At 52.8% G+C, this 18,502-nt stretch carries 20 protein-coding genes; 10 read left to right on the forward strand and 10 right to left on the reverse strand.

Annotated features, from left to right (window positions below; genetic code table 11):
* Nucleotides 1-85: 85 nt before the first annotated feature.
* Genes FPL14_RS07935 through FPL14_RS07950 form a run of 4 tightly spaced genes read right to left on the reverse strand, consistent with a single transcriptional unit; the run spans nt 86 to nt 5,587 of the window.
* Complete coding sequence (locus FPL14_RS07935; protein ID WP_182302482.1) at nt 86-964, reverse strand: ABC transporter ATP-binding protein; 879 nt, start codon at nt 962-964, stop codon at nt 86-88.
* A gap of 3 nt (nt 965-967) precedes the next feature.
* Nucleotides 968-3,850: an ABC transporter permease gene (locus tag FPL14_RS07940; protein WP_229263834.1), complete on the reverse strand. Its 2,883-nt coding sequence runs from the start codon at nt 3,848-3,850 to the stop codon at nt 968-970.
* A gap of 38 nt (nt 3,851-3,888) precedes the next feature.
* Nucleotides 3,889-4,911, reverse strand: a complete 1,023-nt coding sequence (locus FPL14_RS07945) for an efflux RND transporter periplasmic adaptor subunit (protein ID WP_182302483.1) — start codon at nt 4,909-4,911, stop codon at nt 3,889-3,891.
* Complete coding sequence (locus FPL14_RS07950; RefSeq protein ID WP_182302484.1) at nt 4,895-5,587, reverse strand: ABC transporter ATP-binding protein; 693 nt, start codon at nt 5,585-5,587, stop codon at nt 4,895-4,897. The genes FPL14_RS07945 and FPL14_RS07950 overlap by 17 nt, the downstream gene beginning before the upstream one ends.
* 198 nt (nt 5,588-5,785) lie before the next feature.
* Between FPL14_RS07950 and FPL14_RS07955 the strand changes: the two genes are divergently transcribed.
* Both FPL14_RS07955 and FPL14_RS07960 read left to right on the forward strand, forming a co-directional pair.
* Nucleotides 5,786-6,526, forward strand: coding sequence for an alpha/beta fold hydrolase (locus FPL14_RS07955; protein ID WP_182302485.1), 741 nt, complete (start codon nt 5,786-5,788; stop codon nt 6,524-6,526).
* 50 nt (nt 6,527-6,576) lie between these two features.
* Nucleotides 6,577-6,873, forward strand: coding sequence for an alpha/beta fold hydrolase (locus tag FPL14_RS07960; RefSeq protein ID WP_182302486.1), 297 nt, complete (start codon nt 6,577-6,579; stop codon nt 6,871-6,873).
* Here the strand turns inward: FPL14_RS07960 and FPL14_RS07965 are convergent.
* On the reverse strand, nt 6,836-7,054 hold the full coding sequence (locus FPL14_RS07965; protein WP_182302487.1) for a helix-turn-helix domain-containing protein: 219 nt from the start codon (nt 7,052-7,054) through the stop codon (nt 6,836-6,838). The genes FPL14_RS07960 and FPL14_RS07965 overlap by 38 nt on opposite strands.
* Nucleotides 7,055-7,192: 138 nt before the next feature.
* Here FPL14_RS07965 and FPL14_RS07970 point away from each other — a divergent pair, with 138 nt between their 5' ends.
* The 4 genes from FPL14_RS07970 to FPL14_RS07985 are packed head-to-tail and all read left to right on the forward strand — an operon-like array spanning nt 7,193 to nt 10,404.
* Complete coding sequence (locus tag FPL14_RS07970; RefSeq protein ID WP_182302488.1) at nt 7,193-8,062, forward strand: MurR/RpiR family transcriptional regulator; 870 nt, start codon at nt 7,193-7,195, stop codon at nt 8,060-8,062.
* Nucleotides 8,059-8,787, forward strand: coding sequence for a glucosamine-6-phosphate deaminase (nagB, locus tag FPL14_RS07975; protein ID WP_182302489.1), 729 nt, complete (start codon nt 8,059-8,061; stop codon nt 8,785-8,787). The genes FPL14_RS07970 and nagB overlap by 4 nt, the downstream gene beginning before the upstream one ends.
* Nucleotides 8,784-9,968 (forward strand): N-acetylglucosamine-6-phosphate deacetylase, encoded by a 1,185-nt coding sequence (gene nagA, locus FPL14_RS07980; protein ID WP_182302490.1) that lies wholly within the window; start codon nt 8,784-8,786, stop codon nt 9,966-9,968. Before nagB ends, nagA begins: the two co-directional genes overlap by 4 nt.
* A 55-nt stretch (nt 9,969-10,023) precedes the next feature.
* Complete coding sequence (locus tag FPL14_RS07985; RefSeq protein WP_182302491.1) at nt 10,024-10,404, forward strand: hypothetical protein; 381 nt, start codon at nt 10,024-10,026, stop codon at nt 10,402-10,404.
* A 154-nt stretch (nt 10,405-10,558) separates the two neighbouring features.
* Here the strand turns inward: FPL14_RS07985 and FPL14_RS07990 are convergent, their stop codons facing one another.
* Nucleotides 10,559-11,656, reverse strand: a complete 1,098-nt coding sequence (locus tag FPL14_RS07990; protein WP_229263835.1) for a ParM/StbA family protein — start codon at nt 11,654-11,656, stop codon at nt 10,559-10,561.
* 176 nt (nt 11,657-11,832) lie between these two features.
* Here FPL14_RS07990 and FPL14_RS07995 point away from each other — a divergent pair, with 176 nt between their 5' ends.
* The 4 genes from FPL14_RS07995 (at nt 11,833) to FPL14_RS08010 (ending at nt 14,228) form a co-directional block, all read left to right on the forward strand.
* The gene (locus FPL14_RS07995) at nt 11,833-12,843 is read left to right on the forward strand and encodes a M23 family metallopeptidase (RefSeq protein WP_182302492.1); all 1,011 of its coding nucleotides are present in this window, start codon (nt 11,833-11,835) and stop codon (nt 12,841-12,843) included.
* Nucleotides 12,844-12,848: 5 nt separating this feature from the next.
* Complete coding sequence (locus FPL14_RS08000; RefSeq protein WP_182302493.1) at nt 12,849-13,304, forward strand: bactofilin family protein; 456 nt, start codon at nt 12,849-12,851, stop codon at nt 13,302-13,304.
* 76 nt (nt 13,305-13,380) lie between these two features.
* A complete protein-coding gene (locus FPL14_RS08005) occupies nt 13,381-13,674 on the forward strand; it encodes a J domain-containing protein (RefSeq protein WP_182302494.1) in 294 nt (97 codons plus the stop codon).
* Nucleotides 13,675-13,685: 11 nt separating this feature from the next.
* Entirely contained in the window at nt 13,686-14,228 is a 543-nt protein-coding gene (locus tag FPL14_RS08010) for a hypothetical protein (protein ID WP_182302495.1), read from the forward strand.
* Between the two features lie 63 nt (nt 14,229-14,291).
* Here the strand turns inward: FPL14_RS08010 and FPL14_RS08015 are convergent, their stop codons facing one another.
* From FPL14_RS08015 to FPL14_RS08030, 4 genes are all read right to left on the reverse strand, one after another.
* On the reverse strand, nt 14,292-14,567 hold the full coding sequence (locus FPL14_RS08015; protein ID WP_229263836.1) for a DUF1294 domain-containing protein: 276 nt from the start codon (nt 14,565-14,567) through the stop codon (nt 14,292-14,294).
* 26 nt (nt 14,568-14,593) lie between these two features.
* Nucleotides 14,594-16,093 carry a methyl-accepting chemotaxis protein gene (locus FPL14_RS08020; protein WP_182302496.1) on the reverse strand — a complete coding sequence of 500 codons (1,500 nt, stop codon included), beginning with the start codon at nt 16,091-16,093 and terminating at the stop codon, nt 14,594-14,596.
* A 164-nt stretch (nt 16,094-16,257) separates the two neighbouring features.
* Nucleotides 16,258-16,500 (reverse strand): hypothetical protein, encoded by a 243-nt coding sequence (locus FPL14_RS08025; protein ID WP_182302497.1) that lies wholly within the window; start codon nt 16,498-16,500, stop codon nt 16,258-16,260.
* 5 nt (nt 16,501-16,505) lie between these two features.
* A complete protein-coding gene (locus FPL14_RS08030; protein WP_182302498.1) occupies nt 16,506-18,170 on the reverse strand; it encodes an Ig-like domain-containing protein in 1,665 nt (554 codons plus the stop codon).
* Between the last annotated feature and the right edge of the window lie 332 nt (nt 18,171-18,502).

Raw genomic sequence — 18,502 nt, forward strand, 5'->3', positions numbered from 1 at the left:
CCCGACCAATAGAAAAGGCTGTCCCTGAAACCATCTTCCGATGAACGACAGGGACAACCTTTATTTCGCTTATACCCGTTCCAGCTTACTCCGGAGAGGTCAACATAATCTTCCCGTCCGCGAGCTCCAGCTTCACCTTGTTCGTATCCTTAATGCCAATCGATTCCAGGTAGGCCGCGGGAACTTGCAGCCGCCCGGCCTTATCGAGAATCGCATACTCGACGTGGGAATCCTCCTCCGTTTGGGCGATGCCCCTTTCCAGCTCCTCCAGCTCCTCGGCGTACGACTTGCGCCGCAGCATCTCCGACGAGATTTTCCCGTCGCGGATCGCGACGACGCGATCCACTTTCTTCGCCAGCAGCGGGTCGTGGGTAACGATAACGATCGTAATTCCGATCGTCCGGTTCAGCTCGCGGAACAAATCCAAGATTTGATCCGCCATCCGCGAATCTACCGAGCCCGTAGGCTCATCCGCGAGCAGCAGCTTCGGGTGATTCGCCAAGGCGATCGCGATCGCGACGCGCTGCTGCTCCCCGCCGGATAGCTGATGCAGCTTGTTGTTCTTGCGATGCGTGAGCCCGACCGCTTCGAGCAGTTCCAGCGCGCGCAGCCGCTTGCGCTTTCCCTTCAATAGAATCGGCAGCTCCACGTTCTCTAGCGCGGTCAGATAGGGAATGAGGTTGCGCGCGTTGTTCTGCCACACGAAGCCGACGCTTTCCCGCTTATACCGAACGAGATCGCGTTCGGTCATCTTGAGCATGTTCTTGCCGTCGATCTCCAGCGTTCCCGCGGAAGGACGATCAAGCCCGCCTAGCATGTTCAGCAGCGTAGACTTCCCGCTTCCGCTGTTGCCGATGATGGCCATCAGCTCGCCCGTTTCGATTCGCAAGTCCAAACCCTGCAGCGCGAACACCTCGAGATCGGCCGCTTTGTAAATTTTGACCAAACCTTCGCAATGGATCATCGATTAATCCTCCCCCAGCTTCAGTGCTTGATGGACGCGAATACGGGAGAGCATGTAAGACAGGATGCCAAGCCCGATGATAAGCATCATGCAAACGATGGAATACAGGCGGACGAAATCGATCGCTTCGAACATGACCTTGAAAGGCGGCACGAGGCTGCTCGGGTTGAAGGCGATTTGGAAATTCGGCACGAATAGCCGACTGGCCGCGTTCCCGACGATAACGCCGATCAGGATCGCGACGCCCGAGGTCAGCAGTTGCTCCACCGCCAGCATCCCGATCAGTTGGCGAAGCGATAAACCAATGGCCCGCATGATTCCGTTCTGCAGAGTCCGCCCTTTTAACGACAAGATCCAATACAGCAAGAAACCTACGAAACTAATGACGATCGAGATAATGAAGCCCAACGTCAGTATTCCGTTAAGCGCCAGCAAGAAGGGATCGTTCTTCGCTCTCGTCAAATCTTCCTTCGTATTCGTAACGCTTGTAATGGGAAGCTCCATTTGTTCGATGCTTTCGTAGAATTCGCTCGTGGAATAATCCGGCTTCATTTTCAACCACACTTCGTAAGGCTCGAGCGCAAGCTGGAATTGAATTCGGCTCAAATTCCCGACGATCAGCATCGGCGCGTTATTCTGAGAGCTCTCGATGGAAGCATCGACGGAGCCGACGGGCGGATTCGGATTAAAGGTCGGAAAATAGTCGATAACCCCGAATACGACGAACGGCTGCGGGTTCACGTTTTCCCATCCGACGTTGATCGTGTCGCCCGTCTTGACCCCGCGCTGATCCGCTAACGTCCGGGAGACGAGCACCGCCCTAGAATCCGCGGCGAGTAAATTCAAGTAATCGTAGAACGGATAGTCGAGCAAGCGGTCGGGAAACCATGACGTTCTCCCGAAATCATCGCTATCGATACCGATGAGCGTGGCGTTGCCCGGCGAATCCGTTCCCGAGAACGTCGCTTTTTCCTTCACGAAAACTTTGGCGGTCTGCTCTACCCCGGACAATTTCGTATAAGGGTCGAACGAGGGCTCCAAATAATGAATGACTTTAGGAGCAGCCGTCGGCGTCGTTGCCATCGGCGGTCCTCCTCCGGGAAACGCGGGAGGAGGCGCATCGTTCATCCATTTCGTCTGGAGGATGAAGTCCGCCCCGTTACCGTATCGAATACGGTCCTCCGTATTCGAATTAAGCGTTCTTGCGGCGCCCGCGCTGAACACTCCGATCGCGATGGTCATGATCAGAAACACCATGAGAAATTGATATTGGCTGTTGGAACGCCCGACTTGTATTAACGTGGCATACAGCGATGGCGGCCACCATTTGCGACCGATCCAATAGACGAGCTTCAACACGTACGGATACAACCTTAGCAGCAACAATCCCGACCCGATGACGAATAACGCCGGCATGACGAACTGCAACGGATCGAGGTTCAAATCGTCCGTTTTCAAGCCAAGGCTCTGCAGATCCTTCAGCCGATTCCGGAACGTATACAAACCGTAAATGGCCACCGCTAACGCCAATACGTCAAGAAAAGCTTTATGCCAGAACGGCATCCGCTGCATGCGGGCCAGCTGCTGCTTATGTCCGACGATGGATACCCTTGTCGCCATCGCGACCGGAATGAGCATCATGAGGAAAGATACCCCGGCGGCTACCGCCCCGTATAGGAAAGCCTGATCGTTAAGATGAACCGTCATCCGGGCGCGTTGGACGAATTCCAAGAATCCGTTGGAAGCCCCCAGCATCTTCGTCAGGCCCATTCCGATAAAAGGACCCGCCAACAAAGCTGCGCCGCATAACAGCAGCCCTTCTATGGCAAACGACGAAACAATCTGCCACCTCGCGGCTCCTCTGCTGCGCAGGATGGCGATCTCGTTCTTCTGCCGGTCGATGATCAAGTTGGAAACCATGAACATATAAAATCCCAGCATGATCAAAACAGGCACGTTTAAGGACCACATCAGCTTGCCCAACTGCTTAGACCGTTCGAAATATTCCTTGAGCGTTTCCAGCGCGGGCGCCGCGAACTCCGTCTGGTAAGTGACGACTTTGCTTTTTACTTTGTCTTTGATTTGTTTGTCCGTCTCCAGAAAATCATTGGCATTCGGGATCTCCATCTTGGAGTAATCCAGTACGAAAAACCATCCGCTGGACGCAACCGGGATTTTATTCCCTTTAATGAACTCTTGGGCGAACAAATCGTCATTCATGATGAAGTTCGAGTTAAGATCGCTCAGGCTCGCGTTACGGAAATACGGATCATCGTCCTGCTTCTTGCTGAATATGCCGACCGGCTTGATTTTGACCGTTCCCAATATTTTATCGTCTTGCAATAGGAACACCTTGTCGAGCACGGTCTTGAACTTGTTGAGCGCTTGCTCCGTAAGGAGAACCTCGTAGACGCCGTCGACGGGCTGCTTGGCCGGCAATCTACCGTCTTCGATCTTAATATGCTGCTCCAAATCGTTATAAGATTTTATTACCGTGTTAACCTTCTTCGGCTGCCCGGCCTGCTCCCCTTCGGGTACGAGCAAGACGGATTTGGTCCGACGCTCGTGAACGAGCTCCTTTACCGGAATACCGAAGCCCGGTCCGGCTTGATCGGCCATGAATCGGTCCATCTCGGCGATAATCCTGGCTCTCTTCTCGGGGCTTTCATTAAAAAACCCCATCATCGACCAATGCGTGCCCGGGTACGCTCCCTTTTCGATCTGGAACGTCTCCAAATCCTTAACCAGCATGCGGTTTAGGATCGCTTCGGAATAGATCGGCATCGTGCCTACGAGCGCAACGGTCATCAATATACCGAAGAACATGCTGGATACGAGCCATTTATTTTGAACCATTTTACGGATGATCATGACGAATAAGGCCACGATAAAGCCTCCCTAACTCAAGGAATGCGTAATTTTACTTACTGAAGAACTACGACTTGGCCTTCCGTCAGCCCTTGAACGATCTCGATCTCGGTCGATCCGGTAAGACCGGGCTCCACGTCGATTTCGCGAAGCCGCTTGTCGTCTTCCAGCACCCGGACGAAGTTCCGGCCCAAATAGGAACGCAGCCCGCTGCGCGGGATTTTGAGGACGTCGTCGCGCTGCCGCGTAACGACCTTCACGTTAGGCAAGGAGCCGATCTTAGCGTCTTTGGGCAATTTCGGAACTTCTATATACAACGTCTTGGAATATTTCTCCGCCAATTCTTTGTTTAGGGTTTCGGGGGAGGAGGATGGGGTCTGGACGACCTTGCCGATAACTTCCTCTTTATTCAGGCTAACCTTAGCTTCCATGCCTACCTCGACTTCGCCAAGGTCAGTGGCATTATCCACCCTGAGGGTAACCCGAAGCTTGGAAGGATCGGCTACGATGACCAATGTCTGGTACGCCTCCACGAAATCTCCCTCGTCGAGCGTCTCCGTGAACACGACTTGGCCGTCGATGCCCGCGACCAACTGCTTGCTGTTAAGCTGCTTGGACAGCCGGTCGTACTTCAATTGCTCGACCTCGTACTGAAGCTTGGCGATCGCGAGCGCTTGTTCCTCGCCGTTAAGCGCCTGCCTGAAAGCATACTTCGCTTTCTCTAACGCCAATTGCTGCTCCTTCACCTGAATGTCCAGCCCGTCCAAGATCAATTGCACAAGCACGTCGCCCTTCTTGACTTGGTCTCCGGGATTGACAAGGATCTTATCGATCCGCCCGCCTTGACCCGTGAACTGGGAAATATCCGTAGAGACGGATTCGAATGTGCCGCTTCCGGAGATCGATTTAATGATCGTTCCCTTTTCCACGTTAACCGTCGAATAATTTTCCTGCGCGGGCTTCACGAGAGGCGGCTTTAAGGCTTCCTCTTCCTTAGGCAACAGAGAACAGCCTGCCAGGGCGCTGCCTAAAACGATAGTGAGTCCGAGAGTTACGGCATGTTTAATTGTGCGAGACAATTTGTCCATCCTCCAGTTCGTAAACATGGTCAACGATTTCCATAATGGCCGGGTCGTGCGTGGTCAGAGCGATCGTAATGCCCCGTTGTTCTACCAAGTCCCGGAAAACTTTAATGATATGAAGTCCCGTGCGGCTATCCAATTCGGCGGTAGGCTCGTCTGCTAGAATGAGCTTGGGGTTGTGGGCGATGGCCCGCGCGATAGCCGTTCTTTGCTGCTCTCCTCCCGACATCTCGAACGGCCTATGATGCATCCGCGGCTTCAACCCGACGTGATCCAGCGCCTCTATGGCCGCCGATTTCCGTTCATGGGCCGGAACTCCGGCGATTCTAAGCACGAATTCGACATTCTCGTAAGCGGACATCAATGGGATAAGCGCGAAAGATTGAAAGATAAGCCCCATCTCCGTCCTGCGAACCGCGTCTCTCTCCTTGCCGGACATGGACGTGAGTTCTCGGCCGTCGAAGACGATAGAACCCTCGGTCGGACTGTCTAACGCGCTTAACAAATTAATAAGCGTCGTTTTGCCCGAGCCGGATCTTCCTTTGAACGCTACCAGCTTACCCGGAGAGAGATGAATGTCCACTCCTTTAAGCACCGTAACGGCCCCGCTCCCCCTGCCGAACACGCGTTTAACCCCGTCCGCGCGAATAATCTCGTTTGTCACAACCGTCATCCCGCCCCTAATCTCCCCTCTATTTCCTCTTCCCGAAATGGAAATGTAAACGCTACCGTTTCACTATAATCTCCATAGTAAAAAACTGTCAATTCGGCAGAAGAAAGTGCATAATTTAAGCCACACAAAAAGAGAAATAACACCTAGTTTTCGTATTTAGTATAATTAAACTTACTATTTCTCCTGGAAGGGATATCCATGAAAAAACCATTTTACAAACGCAAACGATATTTATTTCCTCTATTTTTTCTTATTCTGCTGCTCGTGTTTCTATACTTTCCTTCCTGGACGCCGGCCATCAAAGACGCGCGCGGAAATAAGCTGCCGAATAGCATCGCCGCGCTTGAAGAAGTATCGCTCGGGGGCGTGAAGCAATCGCTGTTGATTCGCGGCAACGATAAGAATAATCCGATTCTGCTCTTTCTTCACGGCGGTCCCGGTTATCCGCAAATCGCTTACGCGCGCAAATACCAACAACGGTTGGAAAAGGACTTTATCGTCGTGAATTGGGACCAACGCGGCTCGGGCAAATCCTATCATTGGAATTTGACGGAAGAAGACATGCAAGTAGATAAGCTAGTTGAAGATACGCGCGAGCTGACGCTTTATTTAACCGAACGATTCCATCAGCCGAAAATCTTCATCGCCGGCCACTCGTGGGGCAGCACGTTAGGCGCGTTAACGGTTCAACGTTACCCGGATAACTATTATGCCTACATCGGCATCGGCCAGGTCGCGAACTCTCCTCTTGGCGAGCTGCGTTCCTACGAATTCGCCCTCCGGGAAGCCAGAAAATCAAACAACGAAAAGGCGATCATGGAGCTTGAAGCGATCGGGGCTCCCCCTTATCGCAACCCGCGCCGGGACGCTACTCTCGAGAGGAAGTGGGTTGCGAATTCGGCGGATCGGAGAGGTCTATTAATACGTACAGGGATTTGATCCGAGGTATCCTGGTCGCGCCGGAATACTCTTGGTACGACGGCGTGAAAATGGCAATGGGAAACTCATTCTCCGCGAACGCGATTTTGCCGCAAACGGAAGAGACGAACCTATTCGTGACCGCTCCGGAATGGAAGGTTCCCGTCTATTTGTTCATGGGCAGATTCGATTATATGACCCCGTCCGAAGTCGCTTACGACTACTATAAGATGTTAAAAGCGCCTGCGAAAAGTTTCGTCTGGTTCGAACGTTCGGCGCATTTTCCGCAATTCGAGGAGCCCGATCTGTTCTCGGAATGGATGACCAAAATCAAGGAAGAAACGTTGTCGTCTCGTACAGCTCCGTAACTTCGCAGCCAAGGGTACCGGCTATGGAGATCGCCACCTGCAAAGGCATCACTCTTTTGTTCCCGATAAAGTCGGAAATGCGTTCCGGCTTATATTGCAATGCCCGCGCCAGCTGCTCCGCGGTCATCGAGGCTTCGAGCAGCCTTTCGGGCAACAGGCAGCGCCCTAGTTCGACTTTCATTGAAAATTCCCCCTCCTCGATCCATAAATCCCGTTGCAAGTTAGATGCTCATACAGTACAATTAGGGCGTATCATGAAAATCATTTTCGTGATTGTTATCATTTTCAAGAAACTAATTTTCTACAAAGGATGGCAGACATGAGCATTCTGAATGCAATCCAGGAAAAAATGGACAGCCTGCATCTCAAAGAACGAACGCTGGCCGAGTATTTGCTTAAGCATCCGCAGCAAGCCGCCCAAATGACGATTACCGAGCTGGCCGCGCAATCGGGAAGCAGCGCAGCGACGATATCCCGTTTCTGCAAAACGTTCCATTCGAACAGTTTTCCCGATTTCAAACAGAAGCTGGCAACGGAGCTCGTCCAACAGACTTCTACCCCTAATCAATATCAGGACATCGTTGCGGGCAACCCGTTGCAGGACATCGTTACCGCGATTACGGCTAACCACTTAAGGTCGATTACCGATACGACGCAATTGCTCGACTACGGCCAACTGCGGTTGGCGATAGCCGCCTTGCACAACGCGACTCGGATCGATCTGTACGGTTCGGCGACTTCCGGCATCGTGGCTCAAGATTTCTTCCATAAGCTGATTCAGATCGGGAAAGTAGCCGCGGCGTTCTCGGATCCCCATCTTCAGCTTACCTCCGCCGCCTCGCTCTCGCCGAAGGACGTCGCCGTAGGAATATCCTACTCGGGGGAAACCCCGGAGACGATTCACGCCCTTCGCAGCGCCGCGGAGCAAGGAGCGACTACGTTATCCATAACCCGGTTTGGTGCGAACAAGCTGGCGGATCATGCGAATATTCGGCTTTTTACTTCCTCGGCCGAAGTCGGCATGCGGCGAGGCGATATGGCTTCGCGGATGGCTCAGCTTCATGTCGTCGACATTTTGTTTACCGGACTCGTCAGCGAGCATTTCGAGTTTTACGTCCCAAGACTGAAACAGTCTTATGAAACGGTCGCGCTTTACACCATGGAAAAAGAGGAGAGAAAATCCAAATGAATATTTTGACTTACGACAGCGACGACAAGCTTAACGAAGCCGCCGCCAATATTATCGTCGGCCAGATTCAAACGACTCCGCGCGCGGTGCTCGGTCTGGCGACCGGAGGAACTCCCGTCGGAATTTACAAACAAATCGTGCGCGATTACGAGAGAGGAATGTTCAGCTTCCGCAACGTGACGACCTTCAACCTCGATGAATACGTCAACTTGGCCATCGATCATCCCGAAAGCTATCATTCTTATATGAACGATCACCTCTTCAAGCATATCGACCTGCCGGCCGCCCAATGCCATATCCCTGACGGCAACGCTGCGGACCCCGCGGCGGAGTGCCGCAGATACGACGAGTCGATCGAGCGCGCGGGTCAGATCGACCTTCAATTGCTCGGACTCGGCCATAACGGTCATATCGGCTTTAACGAACCGGCCCATGCGCTGATCAAAGGCACGCATGTCGTCGATCTGGCGCCGAAAACGCTGGAAGCGAATGCTCGCTTTTTCGATTCGATCGACGATGTACCTAAACAAGCTCTAACGATGGGCGTCGGCACGATCCTGAAAGCGAAAAAAATATTGCTTGTCGTCAAAGGAGCGGACAAAGCGGACATCGTCCAGCGCGCGCTTCAAGGGCCGATCACGACGGACGTCCCTGCTTCTCTTCTCCAGACGCATCCGAACCTTATCGTACTGCTCGATTCCGCCGCCGCAGGTAAACTGGCATGAGCAATAACGCGGAACGCAATTTCGAAGTAGTCAACGCGCGAATCGTGACTCCCGTCGGCACTATCGAGAACGGATCCATTACGGTGATCGACGGAATCATTTCAAATATAAGCTCTGGTACCGATAAAGACGGAATCGCGGGATCGAACATCCCTAAGGTCGACGCGAAGGGCAGCTGGATTATTCCCGGCTTCATCGATGTCCACGTCCACGGCGGAGCCGGACATGACTTCATGGATGCCAATGAAGAAGGCATTCGGGCGATTACGAAGTTCCATGCCGCGAACGGGACGACAAGCATGGCGGCCACTACGTTAACCGCATCCCGCGAGGACTTGACTAACGTGATCGACCTCGTGAGCCGGTTCATGTCCGCGCCGATGCCCTACACGCAAATCGTCGGCGTTCATCTCGAAGGCCCGTTCGTCAACGTCAAATGGAAGGGTGCGCAAAATCCGGCCTATATTCTTCCGCCGCAGCCGGAATGGCTGGAGGAATGGGTTCGACGGTTTCCCGGCGTCATTAAAATACAAACGCTCGCGCCGGAATCGGAAGGTTCGCTCGCGTATATCAAGCAATTGGCGGATAACGGTATCGTGCCCAGCTGCGGCCATACCGATGCGACTTACGAACAAATCATCGAGGCAGCGGATCATGGGCTGCGGCATGCCGTCCATACCTTCAACGCGATGACGCCGCTTCATCACCGGAACCCCGGCACGGTCGGAGCCGTGCTGACCGATGACCGCATCACCGCCGAAGTCATCGCCGACGGGCATCACGTGCATCCCGCGGGCATTAAGTTGGTCACTCGCGCCAAAGGCACGCACAACGTCATTCTCGTCACCGACGCGATGGCGGCCGCGGGCATGCCGGATGGAGACTACGAGCTCGGCGGACTGCCCGTTCATATGACCTGCGGCGTCGCCAGGCTGAAAGAGTCCAACAATCTTGCGGGCAGTACGCTAACGATGATCAGCGCCGTCCGGTACTTGGTTCGCGAGGTTGGCGTAACCTTGGAGGAAGCAAGCCGAATGGCCAGCGCCAATCCCGCGCGGCAGCTCGGAATCGATGCGACGACCGGCTCGCTGGAGGTCGGCAAAGCTGCGGATTTCTTGCAGCTCGGCGACTCTCTGGAGCTGGAAGCCGTCTGGATTCGGGGAAACAAGTCCGACGGTTAATATATAAGATGCATGCGAAAGAAGGCTTCCTCTGGCGGGGAAGCCTTCTTTTTGTGTGATTTACTCGCCGGGCGGGACTTCCGGCGGTATTGCGGTGCTCTGCACCGTTATTGCTCGCCGGGCGGGATTTCCGGCGTATTGCGGTGCTCTGCACCGTTATTTGCTCGCCGGGCGGGATTTCCGGCGGTATTGCGGTGCTCTGCACCGTTATTTGCTCGCCGGGCGGGATTTCCGGCGATATTGCGGTGCTCTGCACCCTATTTGCTCGCCGGGCGGGATTTCCGGCGTATTTGCGGTGCTCTGCACCGCTATTTGCTCGCCGGGCGGGATTTCCGGCGATATTGCGGTGCTCTGCACCGTTATTTGCTCGCCGGGCGGGATTTCCGGCGATATTGCGGTGCTCTGCACCTTTATCGCTTACTCGAGAAACGGTTAATTCAAGCTTTGCGCTAAATAGCACCGCCCCGCGGTAATATTGGACTCCGACTTTAGTACCGCCCCACAGCACCCTCCCCCCGATCCCATGCACGCGCAAAAACAAAAGCGGCGAAACCGAAGAATCCTCTTCGTTTCACCGCTTTTCTATTCCGTCAACCGACTTCTGTTTGGGAAGTTTTGTTCTTCGCCAGCTTAAGGTAACCGTAGACGTTCTGCAGCTCGCTGTCTTCGACGAAACGAAGGCGCATGTTCTCCGCTGCATCCAGGATGTACGGTTTAAGTGCCGCGGCGCCGCCGCCTAGAACGTAGAAGCATTGAATATCCGGATATTTCTTCCAACGTTTGCGGATAAGATCCACGATCTTCTGCGCGGCGCGGCTGAAGTAGTTATCGACGATCGAACGAATATCAGCCTGTCCTTCGCCTACCCGCTGAATGAGGAATTCGTGCCTGCGAATGCGCTGAATGAGCTTCGTGCGGCTCGGGAAGCGATAACCGAATTGATCCTCGACGTCGCGAATGATCGAGTCCAAATACGAAGCCAAGCCTAGCTGCTCGCCCGTGCTGAATTGATTGTCGATGGCCATCCGCTTCACGACCGGGAAGTCCGTCGTAAGGGCGCCCATCTCGCAAATTCCGATACAGCCGTAATACAGCTCCTCGTCCCTCACCTGCAAATTCTCGTGCGTAGCCATATGGAACAAGGCAGCGGCGCCTTCGATCGAGACGATCGCCCTGCGTATGTTGACTCGCACCGTGCGGCCTCGCAGCTTCGGCGTGGACAAGAAGGTGACTTCATGTTCGCCGACGAGCCGTTCCTCGAACGATTGATGGTAACGGGCGTAAGTCCGTACCGGCAGCCCCGTGCCGATGACGTATTCGACTTGGTCGACCGTTTGTCCCGGCTGCAGCGAGTGGGAAACGCTCGTAACGCTCGCGTACGCCAGCGCAGTCAAGGCTACGATCAACGACTGATCGCTCGTCGCTTTGTTATCCGTTTCCTCCAGCTCAGCGTTATCTTGATCCTCGGAAGCGAGTTGGCCTACGAAATAACGTTGGCTTTTTTTCTTCAACTTCGGACTGTAAACCATGACGTCGAGCGCCTTCAACGGGGAGTCTTCCTCTTGAAGCACGTGTCTCTCATACCCGGGCGATACGATATTCGGAATAATAACCGGCTCGTTAGAACCGCTTACGACCAATTTAACGCTATCGTTACCAATATCAATTCCTGCTAGTTTAATCATCATGAACCTCCCAGGCTCCATCATTTACCGATTCTTTTTATATTGGATTCGTCTTATTACGACAAAATCCTCCTTTTCCACTATTGATTCTTCTCATTTTTTTGCGTAAAAAAGGATTATATGACGAATAGGTCGAAGTAACTTGGGATGACGATGTAGAAAGATGCAGGAGGAAAGTCATGAAATGGCGGAATAAAAAGTTTACCTTCATGGTGATTCCGGATGCTAACAGCACGGTAAGGCGTTTTCAACTGTCAGCGGTCATTCTCGTAATCGGCGTAGCCGTTCTCGTTGCGCTCATTGCCAGCAGCATTACGGCGCTATTGCTTTACCGCGGAAATACTAGCCAGATCGGACAGCTTAAGCAACAATTGTCCAAAGCGACCGGAGATTACGAAAACATCATCGAAGAAAAAAACAATCATATCGACGAGTTGCAAACCGATCTCGCCGATCTGTCGGAGCAAGCCAAAAAAATCAATTCGAGCATGAACGACATCAAAAGCCTGGAATCGGAGCTCAAAGAAATGGTCGGCATCGAAACCGAAGATTCCGCCAAGGCCAAATCGGATGGTAAGAAGTCCGACAACGACGCGGAGGACGATCAATTCGCGATGGACGGAGGAACCGGAGGCGAAGAAATCCCGGTTACGGATGAAGATATGCACCTTCTCGCGGATCAGACGCGGGACGACTTCATCGATCTCGGCTCTCAAATCGAACAATTGAAACCCGAGCTTGAGCTTACCAAAAAGGCCGTCGCCAAGCAGCAGAAGATCCTAGCCGTTACTCCGACGATATGGCCTACGGATTCCCGAAGGATTACTTCAACGTTCGGCGTACGCAAAGATCCGTTTACCAGACGGGCTACTTATCACGCCGGGTTGGATATTGGGGGCGATACAGGCGATCCGATCTATGCGGCTGCCGACGGTACCGTCATAGAGGCAGGAAGAAGCGACTCGCACGGCAACAACGTGTTAATTTCCCATGGCAACGGCTTAAAAACGCACTATTCCCATATGAGTAAAATTCTAACGACCGTCGGAACCAAAGTCAGCAAGGGCGATCTTATCGGCGAGCTCGGCTCGACGGGACGCAGCACGGGTCCCCATCTCCACTACGAAGTGATCATTAACGGCGAACATGTTGATCCACGACCTTATCTTAAAGCAACCAGAAGGAGTTAATAACCATGTTTAAGAATAAGAAAACCAAAATCGATCCTAACATGACGGACACGTTAATCGGAGAAGGAACTTCGTTCGAAGGCAAAATCAAATCGGAAGCCGGCATTCGCGTGGAAGGCCACATGATCGGCGATATCGATTGCGCGGGGGATATCACGATCGGCGAGAACGGCATTGCCCGTTCCAACATCAAAGCGCGTAACGTCATCGTAGCCGGGCAAATCATCGGTAACGTGACCGCTTCGGGAAAGTTGACGATCAAAGCGAGCGGACAGCTTCACGGCAACTTATCCGCGCTCGAGCTGTCCATCGAATCGGGCGGAATATTCCAAGGAACGAGCAAAATGGACGTGAAGGACGCGCCCGCCGTCCCGGAAGAGAAAATCGCTCCCCGCGAACCGGAAATCAAAATTCCTTCCGTAGCCGAAGCGAATGCGGGATCCGTACTTAAAACCTGGTAAGTTTGCTTGTCCTTCCGTACATCGTGTATGATTCTTAGTAGGCTGAAAGAACGGAAGGCTGACTGGAGTGAGCGACATGGAAGAATTGAAAAAAGCATACGAAATACTGGGTTTGCCCGAAGACGCGACCCGTGAGCAAGTGGAAAACCGCTATTTTATATTGATGAAGAGAGCCCGTACCGAGAAATCCCGCAACGAAGCCGAAGACGACAATCACCAACCGCTCGATCTAACGGAAATCAATCGCGCCTATAATCTCGTGTTAGGAATCGAAACCGAGAAAATCGGCACGATCGAGAAACAAACGAAAACCGCCCATTTCTTTTACTATTATAAATTTCACGTCATTATCGGCCTTATCATGTCTTAATCGCGGGTTATATGATTAAGGACGGCATCGACAAAAGAAGAGAAGCGGCCAACACGCCTCCGGCCAATCTAACGGTCAGCGTATTCGGCAACTTTTACTTCGCCGACGAAGACTTGCTGCAACAGAACATGTTGAAGCTCGTTCCCGAGTGGAAACGGATTAAGACGACTGTCGTATTCGTTCCCCCGGAGCTCAAGAGCCCGCAAGATATGGCGATGCAGCAGAAGAGCGTTCTCCTGCTGGCAACCGAGATCGACGAGCTGTACATTCTCGACGAGAAAAACTTTAACAATCTGGCTCCGCAAGAAGCATTCGTTAAGCTCGAGGATTTTGCGGCAAAGACCGGCCTGCGAATTCCGGAAGACAAGCTTCGGAAAGCACGGACCGAAGAAGATCCCGAGGAGCGCGCATACGGAATCGACATTACCGGAAACCCTATTTTCAAAGATGTCGAGCTAAGCGGAGAACGGCAGATCATCGCCATACGCGCGAAAGAAGACAAATGGGCCGACACCAAGGTACTGTTGGAGAAGATTCTGCAGACTACGCCCTAATCGATAATAAAAAAAGAACGGATGCGTAAAGGCCAGGAGCCCTCGCATCCGTTTTTGCGTTATTCAGTCGTTATACAAGAAGATAAACAGCGCCTGAGCGACCAATATGACCGGCATCCCGATGACGAACGAAGCATGCTTCGTTTTGTGCCGCCAGATTCTCATGGCGACGATTGCTCCTACGGCTCCGCCGATCGCCGCCCAGAGGAATAACGTTCTCTCGGGCACCCTGCGCCCGTGCTTTTTGGCTTGAGATTTATCATGCGCCATTAAGTACATCGTAACGACGTTAACGACGACATAGTAACCGATTAAGACTAGCATTTTCATATCCCCCATTGCTTCTGCTTCCTATTCTCCGCCGATTATTTCGAGAGCTGCCCGGAGAGCTTATTCAGTGCTTGAACGAGATCGTTCACGTTGCGTATCGATATCGAGATCTCTTCCGCGGAAGCGCTTTGCTCCCGGGAAGAAGCAGATACGGTGTCGACTTGCGTAGCGACATTGCCCGATGAACGGGAAATATCCTCTATAGACGCCATGACCTGCTCTGATCCCGCTGACATTTGTTCCGACGCGGAAGAGATGTCGTTGATCTGATCGGATATCTCTCTCGACCGATCCAGGATGACCGCGAAAGCCTGGCCCGCCTGCCGCACGACTTCTCCCCCTTTTTCTATTTCGGCCATCCCTTCCGACATAAGCTTCACGACCAAACCCGTGGACGATTGAACCTGCTCGATCAGGTCGGCGATCTGCCGGGCGGAATCATTGGACTGCGAAGCAAGCTTGCGAACTTCCTCCGCGACGATCCCGAATCCCCGGCCGTACTCGCCCGCCCTAGTCGCTTCTATCCCGGCATTCAAAGCCAACATGTTCGTCTGCCTCGAGATGTCCGCTATCGCGTCTATGATCCCGTTAATCTGTTCGGTATGCGCCGCAAGATGTGCCGCCGCTTCGGAGACGGCAAGCGAGGAGGTCCTGATCCGGTCGAACTGGGCGATCGCCCTATGTATGGATTCGTCCCCCTCCTCGGAGCTGGTCACCATCTCGACCGAGGCGTCGGCGACATGCGTAGCGGATTGCGCGATCTTCTGGATTCCGGCGGCCATCTCTTCCATGGCCCTCGCGCTCTCAACGGACGATACGGCCTGATACTTAGCGCTGCTGCTCACTTCCGCAATCGCCGCCGCCACTTCGCTGACCGCTGCCGCAGATTTGTCCGAATTCATAGTAAGCGTATCTACGATCTGAACAAGCTGGTACGAAGTATCCTTAACTTGCTCCGTCGTTTGGCGAATCAAGTGTTCTTTCTGTTGCTTTTCCATTTCGAACCTAGCGTTATGGCGTTTGCGGGAAATCAACTGCACGATCGTGGACGCGGAAGTAAGAATAAGAAAAAGCGCATGAATAAGCACCATCGAGAAGGAGTATTCATGGTCGCCGAATACGACTTCAGGCACGAAAGCGGCAGCTCCCAAATGCTGAACGGCGAATAGTCCGGTAGAGACCAGAATAAGCGCGATACTCTCGTAATAGGCGATAATGGCCAACACCATGAAGATCGAGAAGTGGAACTCAACTCTGCCGTCCGCGCCGGCGATGGTCGATATGCTTGCGAAGGTTAGCGTTAAAGTATTGAGTATCGGCACGAGATTCGCTCTTTGCCGGATCAACGCGTACACGCTCGCGGCGAGGATGATGATAGGAATCGCAAATAACAGCTGGGTAAGCCAACGATATTGGTCGCCGCTTGTCCCATGATGACCGTGTTGATTCTGATAAGCGAAAAAAGTGACGACGGATAAAATCACGACGGCGAAAGCCAACTGGGTCATCAGCTTATTCTTGGATGAGTATTGCATTCTTCAACTCTCCTGATTGATTATGATGTCATTGCCATTCTGCTACGGCATACCTTATCCATTGTACAATAGCCGTTCCCATATGAATATAGCGCGAAAAGCCCCATGTTTCGCTATGAAACATAGGGCTAGCGCACGTTTAGCAGCATCGCTGGCTCTGTTCTCTAGGTGTTAAAATAGACCACGAAAGGCTGGCTGTCCTCTTTGGTTTTTAAGCCGTTCCAACGCGCTTCATCGGTAATGACATCCCGTCTAAAGGTCATCTCGTAATTTTTGTTCGGCTGCAGCTCGTCATGAAGCTTGAGCACGACGTCGTATACGACCTTGCCCGGATCGTTAAGAACGTCATCGCCGATCGATACGTTTGCCCCGCTCTTTTCCCGGATAAAAAAGGCGGCTTCGCTCACGTTCGTTACCGGCTCGCTGAAAAAACCTTGACCGTATAACGGTCTAGAGCGATCGCCTGCGTGACGTAAGGCACCGGATTCGCGACGTCGGTTCCGGCGAACTGCTGCTTATCCGCGTCATTGGAAACGACGAGCCCCGAGACTCCCGTCACCCAGCCCGCATAGACGTGCCCCGGGCGGAACAACTCCGGATTGCTTTCTTTGGTTCGATATTGGACCGAGTACGTGTTGTCGTTTCCGGCTTTCGGTTTAACGAAGGCTACCCAATCTTTCGCGGAAATGCCGTTTCCGTTGTCCTTAGTAATCGTCAGCTTTAAGTTGTTAAGATCGTTCCCCGTTAGGGAACGGTTAAAGGTTACCTCTACGGTGTTCTGATTGATCGCCCTTATGCTTTGTAACTGGACGGGCTTCTCGGGATTCGCGATGCCCCCGAACATCCAGCCCGAACTCGTATCCATGACGTTGCCGTTCAAATCCGGTATATTCGCCACGGTTAATTGGTAGACAGTAGCGTCCTGCTGAGCGGAAGTTCGAAGCGTAACGGTCTTACCGTCGCTTTCCGCAATTGCTTGAATGACGTACAACCCTTTGTCGAGACTGTAACGGTCGTTCAGCACCGCGTACTCGGGTTTGATTTTCTCGTTGAATTTGACCGTTAGCGTCGCGTTCGCGTTCACGTTCACGGAAGTGATCTTCGGTTTCGAATTTTCGTTATTCCCTTGGATGTATAGATCGTTGCGGGCATCCATCGCGTTCCCTGCCAGATCCCTCACGTTGCGGACCGTTAACTGATAGGTCTTGCCATCCGATTGTTCGGACGTAGTGAACGTGACTTTCCGTTGGTCTGCGGATAATTGCAAAGTCGTCAATTTCAAGCCGTTGTTGAATTGATAGTTGGACGATTGAGTGGCGGATTTCTGCTCTACTTGTTCGGAGAACGTAATCTCGTACGTTCGGTTCGATAGCTTCACCGGCTGAGAGATCACCTGAGGTTTGATCGTGTCGTCCGCTGCGGACATATAATTCCACGCGATACCGTCAACCGACAGCGTATGGTAAACGCCGCCGCTTTGCCGATCCGTCCATAAGACGATCGTCATCCCGTCTTGGCTCAACGCAGCTTGGTGAACGGTGCGATTATTGCCGTAAACGTCGCTGAGAACAAACCTGCTCTTGTCGATAACCTTATCGGATGGGTTCATCCATTGCTGCAGGTTAACTCTGACGGATTGATTGGATATTTGTTCGACCGAACGTACGAGCAACGGTTCGATATGCGTATCTACGTAGATCTCGTATGCGGCATCGACCAATAATCCCCGGGTCGCGTCTACCGTATAATCGCTAAGCTGAGGGATGAGCTTGCGATCCAAGGCATGGCTGACCGCCCCTCTTGCCCACTTGGATACTTGGCCCGTTACGGGGGTCACCCCGCCTCCCGTTACTCCGTAGCTTCTCGTGAAAATAGCCGCCAGCTGCTCTACCGTCACGTTGTTTCCCGGGGAAAATATTCTTGTTTTCGTTCCGTTCATTAAGCCGGCCCGCGTCACTTTCTGGATCTCTTGATAGGACCACCTCGTCTTAACCACATCGTCATAGCTAGGCGCCGAGTTTTGGGATGGCAGGTCCAGCAACCGGGACAACACGGCCGCCAGCTGCTCGCGCGACATCGGATCGTACAGGCGGGAGCTGCCGTCCGCGAAACCCGTAAAAATATTTTTTGCTTAAGCACCTCGAACTTCTGCTCCGTCGATAAATTCGAGGCCCCGAACGCGGTTATCGGCACGCTAACCAGCATTAGCAAGACAAGCATACCCGCAATGACCTTTCTCATTCCGCAACCTCCTCATCTCCTCCGCCTTGCGTCAGCTAAGTCAAGTTGCAGCGGTTTCAATGGTTTGACGCATGAAAGATACGTTTTGTTTCGATTATGAGAGGTTTTTAAATAAAAAGATACTTTTAGTATCGTGCTTGTCCAAAAAAAGTCCGTCAGAGGGCACCG

It is taken from the genome of Cohnella cholangitidis (genome assembly GCF_014107495.1).
GTDB lineage: Bacteria > Bacillota > Bacilli > Paenibacillales > Paenibacillaceae > Cohnella > Cohnella cholangitidis.